At 45.4% G+C, this 14,564-nt stretch carries 14 protein-coding genes and 1 other annotated feature; of the genes, 3 read left to right on the top strand and 11 right to left on the bottom strand.

The window, feature by feature from the left end; all coding sequences use genetic code 11:
* Positions 1-13: 13 nt before the first annotated feature.
* The 3 genes from holA to NSQ38_RS14170 all read right to left on the bottom strand — a co-directional run bounded on the left by holA (position 14) and on the right by NSQ38_RS14170 (position 3,112).
* On the bottom strand, positions 14-1,030 hold the full coding sequence (holA, locus tag NSQ38_RS14180; protein ID WP_339790133.1) for a DNA polymerase III subunit delta: 1,017 nt from the start codon (positions 1,028-1,030) through the stop codon (positions 14-16).
* 259 nt (positions 1,031-1,289) lie between these two features.
* Positions 1,290-2,567 (bottom strand): zf-HC2 domain-containing protein, encoded by a 1,278-nt coding sequence (locus NSQ38_RS14175; RefSeq protein ID WP_339790130.1) that lies wholly within the window; start codon positions 2,565-2,567, stop codon positions 1,290-1,292.
* The gene (locus NSQ38_RS14170) at positions 2,564-3,112 is read right to left on the bottom strand and encodes a sigma-70 family RNA polymerase sigma factor (protein ID WP_017687205.1); all 549 of its coding nucleotides are present in this window, start codon (positions 3,110-3,112) and stop codon (positions 2,564-2,566) included. The genes NSQ38_RS14175 and NSQ38_RS14170 overlap by 4 nt, the downstream gene beginning before the upstream one ends.
* Before the next feature lie 351 nt (positions 3,113-3,463).
* Here NSQ38_RS14170 and NSQ38_RS14165 point away from each other — a divergent pair, with 351 nt between their 5' ends.
* Positions 3,464-3,766, top strand: coding sequence for a hypothetical protein (locus NSQ38_RS14165; protein WP_062835531.1), 303 nt, complete (start codon positions 3,464-3,466; stop codon positions 3,764-3,766).
* A 130-nt stretch (positions 3,767-3,896) separates the two neighbouring features.
* Here the strand turns inward: NSQ38_RS14165 and NSQ38_RS14160 are convergent, their stop codons facing one another.
* The 4 genes from NSQ38_RS14160 to NSQ38_RS14145 form a co-directional block, all read right to left on the bottom strand.
* On the bottom strand, positions 3,897-4,310 hold the full coding sequence (locus tag NSQ38_RS14160; RefSeq protein ID WP_339790127.1) for a hypothetical protein: 414 nt from the start codon (positions 4,308-4,310) through the stop codon (positions 3,897-3,899).
* Positions 4,311-4,321: 11 nt separating this feature from the next.
* Positions 4,322-4,585 (bottom strand): hypothetical protein, encoded by a 264-nt coding sequence (locus NSQ38_RS14155; protein ID WP_339790124.1) that lies wholly within the window; start codon positions 4,583-4,585, stop codon positions 4,322-4,324.
* A 152-nt stretch (positions 4,586-4,737) separates the two neighbouring features.
* Positions 4,738-5,130 carry a hypothetical protein gene (locus NSQ38_RS14150; RefSeq protein WP_339790122.1) on the bottom strand — a complete coding sequence of 131 codons (393 nt, stop codon included), beginning with the start codon at positions 5,128-5,130 and terminating at the stop codon, positions 4,738-4,740.
* The gene (locus tag NSQ38_RS14145; protein ID WP_339790120.1) at positions 5,127-5,369 is read right to left on the bottom strand and encodes a hypothetical protein; all 243 of its coding nucleotides are present in this window, start codon (positions 5,367-5,369) and stop codon (positions 5,127-5,129) included. The genes NSQ38_RS14150 and NSQ38_RS14145 overlap by 4 nt, the downstream gene beginning before the upstream one ends.
* Before the next feature lie 689 nt (positions 5,370-6,058).
* Here NSQ38_RS14145 and NSQ38_RS14140 point away from each other — a divergent pair.
* Positions 6,059-6,514 carry a hypothetical protein gene (locus tag NSQ38_RS14140; protein WP_338588017.1) on the top strand — a complete coding sequence of 152 codons (456 nt, stop codon included), beginning with the start codon at positions 6,059-6,061 and terminating at the stop codon, positions 6,512-6,514.
* An 11-nt stretch (positions 6,515-6,525) separates the two neighbouring features.
* Here NSQ38_RS14140 and NSQ38_RS14135 read toward each other — a convergent pair whose 3' ends face one another.
* From NSQ38_RS14135 to NSQ38_RS14125, 3 genes are all read right to left on the bottom strand, one after another.
* Positions 6,526-9,399, bottom strand: a complete 2,874-nt coding sequence (locus tag NSQ38_RS14135; protein WP_339790119.1) for a ComEC/Rec2 family competence protein — start codon at positions 9,397-9,399, stop codon at positions 6,526-6,528.
* Positions 9,400-9,500: 101 nt separating this feature from the next.
* Positions 9,501-10,019: a cytidine/deoxycytidylate deaminase family protein gene (locus NSQ38_RS14130; protein ID WP_017687196.1), complete on the bottom strand. Its 519-nt coding sequence runs from the start codon at positions 10,017-10,019 to the stop codon at positions 9,501-9,503.
* Positions 10,020-10,058: 39 nt separating this feature from the next.
* The gene (locus tag NSQ38_RS14125; protein WP_339790116.1) at positions 10,059-10,694 is read right to left on the bottom strand and encodes a helix-hairpin-helix domain-containing protein; all 636 of its coding nucleotides are present in this window, start codon (positions 10,692-10,694) and stop codon (positions 10,059-10,061) included.
* Between the two features lie 186 nt (positions 10,695-10,880).
* On the opposite strand from NSQ38_RS14125, the gene comER reads away from it, so the two are divergent.
* Complete coding sequence (gene comER / locus NSQ38_RS14120) at positions 10,881-11,726, top strand: late competence protein ComER (protein ID WP_315937187.1); 846 nt, start codon at positions 10,881-10,883, stop codon at positions 11,724-11,726.
* On the opposite strand, the gene leuS is transcribed toward comER, so the two are convergent.
* Entirely contained in the window at positions 11,707-14,151 is a 2,445-nt protein-coding gene (leuS, locus tag NSQ38_RS14115) for a leucine--tRNA ligase (RefSeq protein ID WP_074095915.1), read from the bottom strand. The two genes, comER and leuS, sit on opposite strands and share 20 nt — an antisense overlap.
* Before the next feature lie 80 nt (positions 14,152-14,231).
* Positions 14,232-14,500 (bottom strand) — a binding site (T-box leader).
* Positions 14,501-14,564: the final 64 nt, after the last annotated feature.

Raw genomic sequence — 14,564 nt, 5'->3', positions numbered from 1 at the left:
TTTACGTATTCATTCACGCACCAAGTCTCAATAAGAACAGCTCCAGACCAAGTACTTTATCCACTGCACCTGTTTTCATCTGGTAATCAAGTTCGCTGAGGTGACTCAGAATCATTCTCAGACGTTCCGGCTGAAATTTACGAGCTTGCTCACCTGCAATCTTAACAGCATACGGATGAAGACCAAGCTGACTGGCAATCTGCTGTTGGGAGTAACTTTGTTGGCCCAACTCTTTCACCTGGATCATGATCCGAAACTGACGAGCGATTAAAGCGGCAATTTTAATCGGTTCTTCCCGCTGCTTCAGCAACTCATAGAAAAGAGCCAACGCTTTCTCCAGTCGCAAATTAGCGAGTTCTTCGACCAGCGAGAATACATTCTGCTCTGTACTACGGGCAACCAGTGACTCGATATCAGCACGCTTGATTGTCCCCCCATTACCAGCAAACAAACATAACTTGTCTACTTCAGCAGACAGGGTCTGAAGACCTGTTCCTGCATAGCTGATCAACGTTTCCGCCGCTCCCGTCTCCAAGGAAACATCCCGCTGCTTCGCCAGTTTCGCTATCCAACTCAACAGCTCATCTCCACTAAGTGGAGCAAAAGCAAGAACTACTGCCTGTTTCTTAACAGCCTTCACCAGTTTCTTACGCTCATCCAGCTTATCCCCTTGGGCCAGGAAAACAATCGTACTGTAATCTGCCGGATTTTCCATATATGTAAGCAGACGATCAACCTGATGTTCAATCTTGGATTCTTTACCTGCGGTGAACAGGCTCGCGTCCCTTACAATAATTAATTTGCGCGGAACCAGAAAAGGTACGGTCTCTGCTTCTTCAATAACGACCTCCACAGCCGTTTCAGACAAATCATATGGAATAATCGCAAAATCACGATGTTCTTCTTCAATAACCTGTTCTTTTAACATATCCGTAAATTGCTGTATCTGATACTTTTCCGTTCCATACAGCACATAGATCGGAGCCGGTTCTCCACTACGTATTGCCTTTGTTGCACTTTTTACATCCATTCACGGTGCCTCCTTATCCCTCTTATCCTACCAGAAAAAGTGCAAGACAACAAAGGGACCTTACATCCAGTTTACGGATGAAGGTCCCCTGTCCTACATCTATATAAACGCAGACACCAGCAGTTCTAGAAAAAGCCGGTGCGCGGTCATACGACGTCAGTTGTTTGAACTGAGATAGGACGTTTTGTTAATTCCACTATATGCTTGTCATACTGAAAATGTTCTTTCGTTTGGAGGAGCGCACTCCCCATTTTTTAAATTATTTCGCAGGAGCTCCACTTGGAACGGCAGGTACATTAAACGAGTTCTTCGCCGTTGTTCCGTCCTTGTCCGTCTCGTAATTAAATAGGGTACCATCCTTGGACCAACTCGCTGACTTCAGTGTCCCCTCTATACTGCGTTGTTCAACCAAATTCAGAACATCCGGTTCATTGGCAGGTTTGGAGTATATGCTGAGTTGATCACCAATAAGCATAACTACATAGGAGCCGTCAGGTGACTTCCATTCTTTTGGTGCTGCCGTTGTAGTCATTCCCTGATCCGGTCCTGCTGCGAAACCTTTGTTTCCTCCAGATGCGTCTGTACCTGCACCGGAATCAGGAGCAGAACTGCCTTCTACCGGAGCATCTTCATTGGTATTTGGTACGATTGTCTGAGAAGTGAATGAATCTCCATTTTCTGTTTCTGTTACTCCATTCTCTTCCCCATCTGCAGAAGATTTGGGAGCATCTCCTGATTCTTGATTTCTCTTCTCAGAATCTTGGTTCTGAACCTGACTCTGCTGATTATCGGTCGAAGGAGTTTTAGACGAATTATCCTGAGTTCCTTTATTCCGAGCAGGTGTTGATTCGGTAGCCGGTTGTTGAGGTTCCGGATCTGATTGAACTTCAGGCTCCTGTACCTTATCTCCACCGTTCTCTTCAGGCAAGGTTTCTACGCCTTGGTTGTCTGGTTCAGTCGGTGAAACATTCGATTGATCCACAAACACATCGTTGCTGCTTGGTTGGGATGAAGTGGCAGGATCAGAATGTTCAATACTCTTGCTTAATGGATTCTCATCCACATTGCCACTCTCTTGAGAAGCCCCAGAGCTCATCAGCATGGAATCGGCATTCTCGATCTGTTCAGGATTATATCCCCAGATGGCAAATCCCAATACAACTGCCGCAGCCGCTGCACCCATGGACATACGTCCTGCCATCGAGTTAAGCCATTTTTGCTTCGTTTTCCGCTCACTTGAACGTTGTAAATTCTCAAATGCAGCGGGGACAGGATTCATTTCCTGTATGGTGCTACTTTGTTCCTTCCGCGCTTCGTCAATGGCATCAAGCTGTGGCATAATCGCATCAACCAGACTAAATTTCGGGCTTACTTGCGGTAATTCTTCCAGTTCTCTGGAAAGAGCTCTGAGTAAACTAAAATTTTCGGCGCACTCCGGACACTTTGCCACATGCTGTAGCATCTGCGCGGTTTCCGCCTCGCCCAGATCATGATCCAGATAGCGGTGCATCCATTCCACCACCTCTTCGCATTTCATCCTGTCACACCACCTTTCTGATATTCCTGTAGTAGATTCTGTAATTGCTGTCTGGCTCTAAATAAATAAGATTTCACCGTATTCAACGGAAGATCGAGACAATCCGCAATTTCATTGTAGGATAAGTCCTGCAAATATCTTAGAACAATAACGGTACGATGATGCTCGGGAAGCTTGTTGATCGCATCCTGAATGTCTTGGGCCACATATGTAGACATGACCTCGTACTCCACATCCTGATTATCCTGAAAAACCATGTCATGTTCGTCAATGGAGACGGACGGTTTGGTTCTTCTGAATTTATCAATACAGATGTTCGTGACGATGCGTTGTACCCATGTTTTGAATTGGGCCTTTTCTTCGTATGAATTGATTTTGGTGTAAATTCGGATCAACGCTTCCTGAGCAGCATCCAAAGCGTCCTGTTCATTATTTAGAATGTAATATGCGGTCCGATAGACATGTTGTTCAATCTCCCGCAATAGGGTAATTAGAGCGTCGCGATCGCCCGATTGAGCGGCTCTGATGAGTTCCGGCTCTACCACAAAGGATCCCCCTCTCCCTGCAACCTTACAGACGTGATCATCAATAAAATTGTTGCAAAGTTAAGTATTTTTTTAATTTGCCATAACAAAATAACGGCGTATGTATTAGGGCCGCTGAAATCTTCTCTTAGAATAACAGAAATTGCATAACGAGTCACCAAACGTATCCAAAAGGGATTCCATTACTTACACGACTCAATTCAAATGCAATGGCATACATTATAGCTAAGCACTTTTTTGGTTCTGAAAATAAAAAAAGTCGAAATTTGTCCAAATTTAAGCTATTTTTAATGCAATTTTCATGAAAATGGTGTATTGTAAATTTACATTCATAAACACGAGGTGATGAGCATGCCAGCTCTAGCGAAAATTCAAGCTTTAAAAGAACAAATGCCCAAAGAATACCAAAGCATTTCCCATTTTGTGGAACATGCATTGGAGTCCATTGATACTCTGGTCGAGGAACATCGGAAGTACGTAGCTGCACAGGCATTATACGGCGATAAAATCGTTGGATCGGAAGAACGCTTGTACAGAGAAACCGTACTTGATGTCAGAGCACAACTATTGATGACTCTTGAGAAAACGGTAGAAGATCTGTTGCATAAGGGAGATAAACACTGGAACAAACACTTTAAGGATGGCGTAGAGTAGTTATTATATTTCTTCTACATTTTGAAAAATGGCCCGTTTTCCGATATTCTCCCTCCTGGAGGGTAACGGAAAGCGGGCTTTTTTTGTGCTGTGACTTACAATCAAATGAAGTGATTAATTGGTATATTCATCAGTAAATCGCCATCAGTTTGCCATTGAGAAACCCTAAAGCTACTTCTCCAGCAATGATTTTATTCCAAGTGGACTTGGACCAATTGTTTTTCTTATACGGATCAGAAGAGAAGAATTGGTTGGAATCGGCAAGCATCTCCGTCACACTGGAAGGTGCACCTCCTGCGTAGGCAGAAACGGTTTTTCCTTTTGCATTACGGAAGATAATAGAGTAACTTCGATCACCGTATTTAATCTTCTCAATTTTGATATCTGATATGGTCACTTTACTGAAACGTTGCCCTAAACTCGTATCACTGTTGATCCAGTAGGACTTGCCAATGAAGCGAGCAAGATTCCCCAGCTCTTTTTTCTTGATCAGTGCAAGTGTGTCCTTCGATTCCACCAGAATAGAAGAATTTCCAACCAGCACCTTGGCCTGCTTTAGCTCAGCATCCCATATACATTTCCATCCAACAATGTGGCGCCTGTTAACTTTTGCTGTGAATCAACGTTCAGTTGAAGACTTGAAGCCAAACCTCCTATCTTCAACGTCACTTTGGTTGTTACCATGCCCGTAACCTCTAGTTTGCATCCTGCCTGAATCTGTGCAACTTGGGGCTGCTCCACTATAAGTTCTTCAGGCAAAGGTGAACGTTTGTTCTTGAAACCATTACTATAATTCTCCTGAACGGTAAGGGTGATCATATCCCCAATAAAACTTCCTTGGAAGATGCCGTAAGTGTCACTTGATTTAACCCGGGAGCTGATAGAGGAGTTAACTTTCCATTATCATATGTAGCCCATGATCCATCTTGTAACTATGTATATAGCTCATCCAGATTAGGCGCACACACCATCTACGATACGTTACTTAAACCAGGCAGTTGCTCGCCCTTATATTTGGCAGTTCGATCATAGCTCCAGACGGTTCCATCCTGTTTCACCGTGAGCAGCTTATGCGTACCCCACCACCAAATCAAAGATTGCACATTATTCGCAACCGTGATGTAGTCATCCTCATACAGCATACTTACAATCACTACCGAGCCATCATTTTTCAGCACAGCTGCGTAAACACCATTCGTTGCAATTGCTTTACCATCAGGTACATTTCCAGCTTTACGTATTTTGTTGTATTTGTCATAATATATCTCCTGATGAAGATAATGCGCTATAAGAAGAATCGCTTCCAGTACTACTCCAATAAGAATCCGCATCGATAATCGATTCCAAAACCTTAGCCTGATCATCCACTTGTGGCCCCTTTAGACCAAAGTGTACCATCGTCCAGCAAATAGTCATTTCGGTCAAGAACTGAAGTGATGGAATTACCCGACCCAGATGATGCAAAAGCGGAGGACTGTCCTGCGATCAAACCGATAACTAAAAGTCCAATGCATAGGGCTATCGCTTTTCTAATCCATTTCACTCTAAACTTCTGAGTTGCATTTCTGTTCTTTTTACTTTGCGACATTTCTACAAGTTCCATTTTCTTGATCCCTCATTATTATGTATAGTGCTACGATCCCTAAGTATCTCTATCCCTCCTCTAAGGTGGGACTAACTATTATTTAGTAAAAAATCATAATCCTGCAACAAAAACCACCTACCAATAATAAAACCCCAACTCAAACCATATTTTTACACGAAATTAACGATTAACATACAAATACTTCTATTCAATATTCTAGAATGAAACATATAAACGTACATCCGCAACAAAATTTAAATTCAATATAGGGAGATTAAATGAATCTAAAAATCTTTTTCAAATACTTCCTGGGATTCTTTTTACTCTGTAGTGTGTTACTTTTTGCATTTAATATGATAATAGGGCATAAAAGTTGGGATCAAATCGATCACATACTTAACTTATTCAGCGCAACTATAATTAGCTTGGTAGTTGGCATCTCAAAGGCAAGAGAGTAATTTGTTTTTAGTCGATTCCACTAAATGACAATCGAATAAAGTGCATCACAATTGGAAATGTCACCACCATGCAATTCAAAAAGAAGTCGTTCGCAGCGGAACGACTTTTTTCTGTTATTGGTCAACCAAGTACTACTTTCTCAATGTCCCTCACTCATTCTTTCTCAGCCTGTATATGCTAAAATATAGTAACTCCCCAAGTCTATCAGTTGTTTAATATAGTTATTCAAGATGGAGGTCAATATTTAAATGACAAACACCCATAGAATCAATAGGCCGCGCGGAAAAATACTTGCAGCTGTATTAACTGCAATTTTCATTTCACTTGCAATGGGGATATATCACTATGTCCCTATAGATGAAAGATTGGAAAATACTTACTATTATTCATTCGGGTATAAATTTGCAGTTGGATTATTGATTAACCTCGCTATTTTACTTTTCTTAATTATGCCACTTTCCATATTGGTGGATGGATTACTTTTATACAGAAAAAAAGATAATACGTATATAAGATTGCTCGTTGCTATTGCCGCATATGTTCTATTAGGCTTCACAGGTGGGATCATCTACTCGATATTTACACTTAACTTCAATACTTTTTCTGCTCAAACTCTCTACATCATTGTAGGTTCTCTTGTCTTTTTAACCTTCCAATTGGTATTAGATCGGCGTTTTTTCATTTTTCATCACACCGATAAATAGGTTGCGTGCCGTCACTCAACTCCAAACAACTTGTACCGAATATCAATCTTCCCATCTTTCACTCTCATCTGGACCTCACCCATCTGATCCGTCCGATAAATCTCTGACCCGATAGCCTCCAAACGTTCCATCACTCCCGGATTGGGATGCCCATATGTATTGTTAACTCCAGCAGATATCACAGCGGTTTTGGCATTCCAGTATTGGAGCCAGGCTTCGGTTGATGACGTTTTACTACCATGATGAGCAACCTTTAGAACGTCAATGGAGACAGACGCCACCGCTGAAGCATCATTTGAATCAACCTGCAACGGTCGTGTAAGTATCCTTTGTACAACTCCCTCTGTAACTCCAATATCTGCACCTTTCTGTTCAAACTGAGCAGCCAACGAGCCATCCTGAATCATATAGAGCATTTCCTGCTCGGCTGCTGCATCCATGTCTCCGGTGAACAACATGGAAGCCCCCGCCATTTCCAGCAAAAAGACAACGGAATCATGATTCTGATGTTCAGATACAGGTAAACTGCCCGATACATTTACATCCATATGTGCCAGATCCGGAGCTATAAAATGTAAAAATGTCTCTTTATCAGCCTTATAGGACATGCCCTGCCGAATGGCGTACAGAGGAATTTCCCGTTCCATGGCTGTGTCCAGTAACTTATCAAAGTTATCCTTACCGCTGGTCGTTCCATTAAACATGAAACGTTTAACCGGAATCTGTTCCAGCACAGCCTGAAGTCCTCCAGCATGATCCTGGTCAGCGTGTGTTACAATGACCGCGTCCAGTTGATGGATACCTCTCTTTTTCAACAGAGGAACAACCACCTTGGCTCCAACCTCATACGGATCACGCCTTGTTTTCCACGATTGCTCGGTGTTCCCAAAGTTAACCGTTCCTCCGCCATCCACCAAAATATGTTTACCTTTCGGGGTTGTAATCAACGTACTATCTCCTTGTCCAATATCCAAAAACTGTACGATGCCGGTTCCAGCAGGCTGGGGAGTCTGATATGCCCACCATAATCCAGCAATAAAGCTGAGCGCAAGCAACCCGCACAACCATTGCTGAACTTTACTCATTCGTTCATTCGAATAATAACCTGCACCTCGTGCGGTAAATGCACTTGTATACTCCGGCCAGGCAATACTGGCTCCTAATGTCGTTAATGAAGTTTCTTTTCCACCTACATGGTTCTTACCTTGATACTGTGCCACGGTAGACATCGAAGAACGAATGCCCATATTCCCCATTGAAACTGAAGGTTGTCGCCTCACAAGAGGTGCCGTATCCTCCTCAATTAACATTGTTTCTCGCTGCTCACCATTGCCACGATGCATCAGGTAGAGTAAGGCATACAACACGGTATAATATGCAGCAATCCACAAGAGGGAAGGTGTTGGCCAGATCAACACAAAACCTGGCAGGCTGTTCATCCACTCCACGCTTACAAACGTCAGTTGATTCAGTTGAATCGCGACCCACGCGAGAGGTTTTGCCAAGGGAACCCATATAAATGATAACAGCATGGCGACCGTCCCTAGAGGTAATACAATAGCACTGATCAACGAAACCAGCAGAAAGTTAGCCACAAATGAAAGTAATGAGAACTGATTGAAATAGAGAATAGTTACTGGAAACGAAATCAGCTGAGCGGTCACCGTTACGGATGCTGTTGCAGCCAGAGATTTCGGCCAGCTACTGAACAGTCGATTAATCAGCGGCATGTAGATCATCAAACCTGCGGTCACAAGAAAGGATAACTGGAAGCTCACGCTTAGCAAAAAGTACGGGTCCCACCACATCATCAGCAACGCTGCTGCACTGATCATCTGAAGGCCATCTCTGGCGAGACCGCGACGTGCCATATACAACCCAATCATGGACATAATCCCTGCTCGAATGACTGAAGGTGAACCACCTGATAACAGTACATAAGCTGGCACCAGGATCAGAACAATCGTGAGTGCCGTCTCTCTGGTAAGTCTTAGCCAGGATAGAATAAGGAGAAGGGAAGCGACATATACAGCGACATGGGTCCCGGAGATTGCCAGGATATGCGTTAAACCCAATTGTGAAAACTGACCATAGGTACCTGGATCGATATCAGTAGCCATCCCGATAATAAGACCCTTCATATATCCTGCATGAGGCTCTGGAAATAAATGCTCAACCGCCGAGCCCAACGTATGCCTTGCCCAATCCGTCCATCGTAGTACGTTAAATTGTCCAAGCCCCTCAGGAGGCGTAGCTGTTACCGATCCGGCTCCCTTCACTTTGAACAACCAATGGATATGCAAGGTTCGCAAATAACTGCGATAACCAAACCCGCCAAAGTTCCTGGCTTCGCCAGGAAGGGCAAAAGAACCATTAAGCGTGATTGTATCGCCCCTCTTCCAGCCCGCTGCTACCTGTTGTTCTTCTTCCTCCAACAGTCTGACTTGTACCATTAATTGTTCATCTATTTGGAATGCAGATGCTGCTGCGAGATCTGTATCTGCTGATGAATCCGATATGGGCAATATGGAAGACATCTGCATCTTAAAATCAGCCCGATCTCCATCAATACGTACATCTGACACAAGCTCACCCTGAATTTCGGCTACCAGACCGTCTAACTCTCTAGTAGCGATATGGGTAGTCTCAGGCAGACGGCTATGATTGCGTGCGTCATTCCATTCCCAATGTGCAGCACCCCCAATAAAGGCGGTGAGCAAAAATAAAATGGACCATCCACGAACATCCATGAAACGAAGTAGAAGTGGCAGACACACCAGCGCTCCAATCATCCCCCAGATTAACGTCCAGCCTGTTAACGCGCATGCCATCCCGCTACCGCATAACCAGCAAATCGTAAAACTTAACAACGGTCTGCCTTTCATTTGTCTCCCTCCTTCATGTCACACGTTAAACGCAGAAAAACCCCCGGAAAGCCCATTCAGGCTTGCCGGAGGTTCTCCCTCGCATATTCGACCCTATCATATTAATTGCTCACAGTCATCATCGTTTCCCGCGGGGGCTGGTAATTCTCCAGTCTGCGGAACGTTATGCCTTTCTGTTCCATCATATTTGTAACCTTGCCGGTATCTTTAGGATAAGAACGATGAAACACGATTTCTGTAATCCCGCTATTCGCCAGCATATTGGCACATGTCCAGCACGGTTCGTCGGTCACATACACGGACGAACCTTCGCGGTCGATTCGATCTGTGAATAAAAGCAAATTTTGCTCCGCATGAATTGTACGAATGCATCGTTGCTTTTTCACCATTTCTTCTTGCCCATCGGTTACGACCAACTCATACTCTTCCGATATCATGCAACCTGCTTCAGAACAATCCGGGACGCCGGTGGGTGCACCATTATAGGCTGTTCCCAGCAGTTTCTTCCCTTGAACAAGAACGGCACCCACATGACGACGCGAACAGCGGGAACGGGTGGAAACCATATACGCGATGTCCATAAAATACGTATCCCAGTCCTTGCGTACCTCTGTACTCATGCTGTTTTCCTCCCGCTTAACACAATTTATATTTTAATATTACCGGATCTGCACATACGGCGCCATCTTCTCCAGCATCTTCATACCGATTCCTTTGACCTTTGTCAAATCACTAACTTTGGCAAAAGGACCATGTGCATTCCGGTAGTCCACAATGGCTTGAGCTTTCTTCTCCCCAATTCCGGGAAGCTCTGTAAGCTTGGAGACAGGTGCGGTATTCACATCAATCTTGCCATTATCGCTAGCTTCCTCAGGAACTACAGGTGGATTACTGTTCGAGCCCGTCTTGGAAGTAACCGAAGGATTCGAATTCGTAACCTGCACAACCGGTTCAGTCGAAATAGCAGTATCTGATGGATTATCGTTCGTCTGACTTGTAGTTTGAACTCCCGAATCACCATCAACTGAAGCGCTCGCAAGCTCTTTAGACTTATCTGCCTTTGCATCATTCCCAGTCTGCATCTCACTTGCATCCGTTCCCGAAGATGTCCCTGGTTTGCCCTGAACCGAAGTAGCCGACTGTACAGCAGGAAGTTCCTGCTCTATCGTCGGCTTCTCGGTGCCGAGCTGCAAGGGTTCCCAGCCACTAGGTGGTTGTTCACTTTTGCCCGACCATAATATGAGTATACTTCCAACCACCGCAGCAGCAATGGTCATTCCTTTGTTCCATCTCATTTCTTCCACACCTCTCCCTGAATTCAAAATCATTCATTTCGAACACGGGCGGTGCTTCCGAACCGTTGAACTTCCCTGATGAAACAAGTTGTGCATTTTTCATGTCATGTGAAACAGGTCCTCACGCATAGAATAGAGGGAATGAACTGCGCCAGTACCGTAAAGCATGAAAGGAGGCCTGAAACAATGAAGGTTGGATTTATCGGAACCGGCAGCATGGGCAGCCTGCTGATCTATGCCCTGATCCAATCGGGTGCACTCGAGCCCCGGCAGATCGCCGCAAGCAATCGAACCCCGTCCAAAGTACGACAGTTATCCCTCCGTTACCCCGGTCTGCATGAATCCCAGAGCAATCGGGAAACGGTGATCCGAAGTAATATTATCTTCCTGTGCGTGAAGCCGCTTGAATTCAAACATGTCATTGACGACATCCTGCCTGTCGTGAATCCCAATCATATAATTGTCTCGATCACCAGTCCCGTGCAGCTGCGCCATCTGGAATCTTCACTTCCTTGCAAAGTCTCCAAGGTTATTCCCAGCGTCACACACCAGGTTGGCAGCGGCGCGTCCCTGTGTATACACGGCGAACGAATGACCAGTGAAGACCGCGCTGTGTTGGAAAGTCTGCTCAGTCATATCGGTAGGCCGTACCAAGTGGATGAAGCCTGTACACGAATCACATCCGACTTCTCCAGCTGCGGACCTGCATTCATATCGTTCTTTTTGGAACAGTGGATCGAAAGTGCGGTGAAGCTGACAGGCATCAAAAGGGCAGATGCCTGCGCTCTGGCTGGCGAAATGCTCCTGGGAACAGGCAAGCTGCTCACCGAAGGAGGATTCACACCGCAAGAGCTTCAAGCTCGTGTCGCTGTACCTGGCGGTATTACCGCTCAGGCACTTGCACTGCTGAAGGTTAGTCTCGACGGTGTTTTCGACAGCCTAATCCACACGACACATGACAAATATGATGAAGATTTGGTAAAGCTGGATGAACTATTCCGAGCCGGTGAGATTAACCGGCAACAATATTAACGAGTTTGCCTGGAACGGCAATGACCTTGCGAATGGTCTTGCCTTCCAGCGCCTGCTTAACAGGTGCCAGCTCCATCGTAAAGTCCTGCATACCCTGTGCATCCAGATCCTTCGCGATCGTAGCACGAGTTACAATTTTACCATTTACCTGAACAACGATTTCTACTTCCGCATCCACTGTCATGGACTCATCATATTCAGGCCAAGCCACGTAAGAGATCCCACCTTCGTGACCCAAACGGCTCCACAGTTCTTCCGCCATATGCGGTGCCAGTGGTGACAACAGCTGCACAAATTTCTCCATCGCTTCACGAGGCAGTGTGTCCGCTTTGTATGCATCGTTGATGAAAATCATCAGCTGGCTGATGGATGTGTTGAAGCGCAGATGTTCCAGATCTTCCGTAACTTTTTTGATCGTTTTGTGAGCAGTCCGTTTGAACTCATCCGTTCCACCGTCCACCGTAATCTTGTCATTGATGGCTCCTGTGTCTTCGTTAATGAAGAGACGCCATACACGTGACAGGAAGCGGTGCATGCCTTCAACCCCGTTTGCATTCCACGGTTTTGTCGCTTCCAATGGTCCCATGAACATCTCGTACAGACGCAATGTATCTGCACCGAATTCATTGACGATTTCATCCGGGTTAATAACATTACCACGGGATTTACTCATTTTCTCATTATTGGTACCCAGGATCATACCTTGGTTCACCAGTTTGTGGAAAGGCTCTTTAGTCTCCACAACACCCAGATCATACAGCACTTTGTGCCAGAAACGAGCGTACAGCAAGTGAAGTACGGCGTGCTCTGCTCCGCCAATGTACAGATCAACTGGCAGCCACTGCTGCTGTTTCTCCTTGGAGATCAGTTCCTTGTCATTGTGCGGATCGATAAAGCGCAGGTAATACCAGCAGCTACCCGCCCATTGTGGCATGGTGTTGGTCTCACGACGTGCCTTCATTCCCGTTTCAGGATCTACCGTATTCACCCACTCCGTAACATTCGCCAGTGGTGATTCTCCAGTACCCGAAGGTTTGATCTGGTCGATATCAGGCAGCAGCAGTGGAAGTTGATCCTCAGGTACTGTCTTCATCGTTCCGTCTTCCAGATGCAGAATCGGGATTGGCTCACCCCAGTAGCGCTGACGGCTGAACAGCCAATCACGCAGACGGTAGGTTACTTTCCCTTGTCCTTTGCCGTTCTCTTCCAGCCAAGCAATCATCTTGGCAACCGCTTCTTCATTGTTCAGTCCGTTCAGGAAATCGGAATTCACATGCGCGCCATCACCGGAATATGCCTCTTGTGTAACGTCTCCACCTTGAATAACCTCAATGATATCCAGACCGAACTGCTTCGCAAATTCCCAGTCACGTGCATCATGACCCGGAACAGCCATAACCGCACCCGTACCGTAACCTGCAAGAACGTAATCAGCAATCCAGATAGGCAGTTTTGCACCATTAACGGGATTGATTGCATAAGCCCCAGTGAATACACCTGTTTTGTCTTTGGCCAAATCTGTACGTTCCAGATCACTCTTACGAGAAGCCTGCTCCTGATAAGCCTGAATCGCTTCACGTTGGTCATCGGTTGTAATTGCTTCTACCAATTCATGTTCCGGAGCAAGTACTGCAAAGCTCGCACCGAACAATGTGTCCGCACGGGTAGTGAAAACCTTAATAACTTCCTCGCGACCTTCAATGGCAAATACCACTTCTGCACCTGTTGATTTACCGATCCAGTTACGTTGCATATCCTTGATGCTTTCAGACCAATCCAGCTCTTCCAGGTCTTCCAACAGACGCTCTGCATACTCGGTAATTCTCAGGACCCACTGACGCATCGGTTTACGTACTACCGGATGTCCACCACGTTCACTCTTGCCATCAATAACCTCTTCATTAGCCAGTACCGTTCCAAGCGCTTCGCACCAGTTAACTGCGACTTCATCCACATAAGCGAGGCCCTTATTGTACAACTGGATAAAGATCCATTGTGTCCATTTATAATACTCAGGGTCCGTTGTGCTGATCTCACGATCCCAGTCATAGGAGAAACCGAGCGATTTGATCTGGCGACGGAAATTGTCGATATTACGGAATGTAATATCTCGTGGATGTTCACCTGTATCCAGTGCATGCTGCTCAGCAGGCAGACCGAAAGCATCCCAACCCATTGGGTGCAATACGTTGTAACCGCGCATGCGTTTGTAACGGGAAACGATATCCGTTGCCGTATATCCTTCCGGGTGACCTACGTGCAGACCTGAACCGGATGGATACGGGAACATATCCAGTGCATAAAATTTCGGCTTAGCAGGGTCCTCACCCGTTTTAAATGTTTTATTTGCATCCCAGTATTGCTGCCAACTTTTTTCCATGACTTGTGGCTGATAGCCGTGTTTCGGCTGGTTATTCTCACTCATCTATTGTTCCTCCTTCAGGTTATTCGCATTTTAATTTTAATTGCAACAAAAAAACCTCAGCATCCCGTAGCGTTTGCAGCGCTAGGGACGAGAGGTTGAATTCCCGTGGTACCACCCTAGTTAGCGGACGAACGTGCTTCGTCATCCACTCCCTTTGGACCTGTAACGGCGGTTAACCGATGCGGATTTCCATTCCTGATCCATGCTTTATACAAGCAAGTTGAACAGAATGGTGTAATCACCGCATTTCTCCAAGGCGAGTTCGCAAATTACTGTCAACCGGCTTGCACCAACCGCCGGCTCTCTGTTATGTACAGGAATTACTACTAATCCTTATCATCGAAATATGTATACAATATCGGGACCATTATATAAAAAAGCACGCCCAAAGTCAATATTACACGTGATAATCA

The sequence above is a fragment of the Paenibacillus sp. FSL R7-0313 genome (assembly GCF_037969885.1).
Lineage (GTDB): Bacteria > Bacillota > Bacilli > Paenibacillales > Paenibacillaceae > Paenibacillus.
The sequence above is the reverse complement of the archived record's forward strand: the minus strand, read 5'-3'. Positions and strand labels throughout refer to the sequence as shown.

Coding starts and splice junctions, on each gene's coding strand:
- holA (WP_339790133.1), bottom strand. CDS start 1,030: ATGGATGTAAAAAGTGCAACAAAGGCAATACGTAGTGGAGAACCGGCT.
- NSQ38_RS14175 (WP_339790130.1), bottom strand. CDS start 2,567: ATGAAATGCGAAGAGGTGGTGGAATGGATGCACCGCTATCTGGATCAT.
- NSQ38_RS14165 (WP_062835531.1), top strand. CDS start 3,464: ATGCCAGCTCTAGCGAAAATTCAAGCTTTAAAAGAACAAATGCCCAAA.
- NSQ38_RS14155 (WP_339790124.1), bottom strand. CDS start 4,585: ATGATCACCCTTACCGTTCAGGAGAATTATAGTAATGGTTTCAAGAAC.
- NSQ38_RS14150 (WP_339790122.1), bottom strand. CDS start 5,130: ATGATCAGGCTAAGGTTTTGGAATCGATTATCGATGCGGATTCTTATT.
- NSQ38_RS14145 (WP_339790120.1), bottom strand. CDS start 5,369: ATGGAACTTGTAGAAATGTCGCAAAGTAAAAAGAACAGAAATGCAACT.
- NSQ38_RS14140 (WP_338588017.1), top strand. CDS start 6,059: ATGACAAACACCCATAGAATCAATAGGCCGCGCGGAAAAATACTTGCA.
- NSQ38_RS14135 (WP_339790119.1), bottom strand. CDS start 9,399: ATGAAAGGCAGACCGTTGTTAAGTTTTACGATTTGCTGGTTATGCGGT.
- NSQ38_RS14130 (WP_017687196.1), bottom strand. CDS start 10,019: ATGAGTACAGAGGTACGCAAGGACTGGGATACGTATTTTATGGACATC.
- NSQ38_RS14125 (WP_339790116.1), bottom strand. CDS start 10,694: ATGAGATGGAACAAAGGAATGACCATTGCTGCTGCGGTGGTTGGAAGT.
- comER (WP_315937187.1), top strand. CDS start 10,881: ATGAAGGTTGGATTTATCGGAACCGGCAGCATGGGCAGCCTGCTGATC.
- leuS (WP_074095915.1), bottom strand. CDS start 14,151: ATGAGTGAGAATAACCAGCCGAAACACGGCTATCAGCCACAAGTCATG.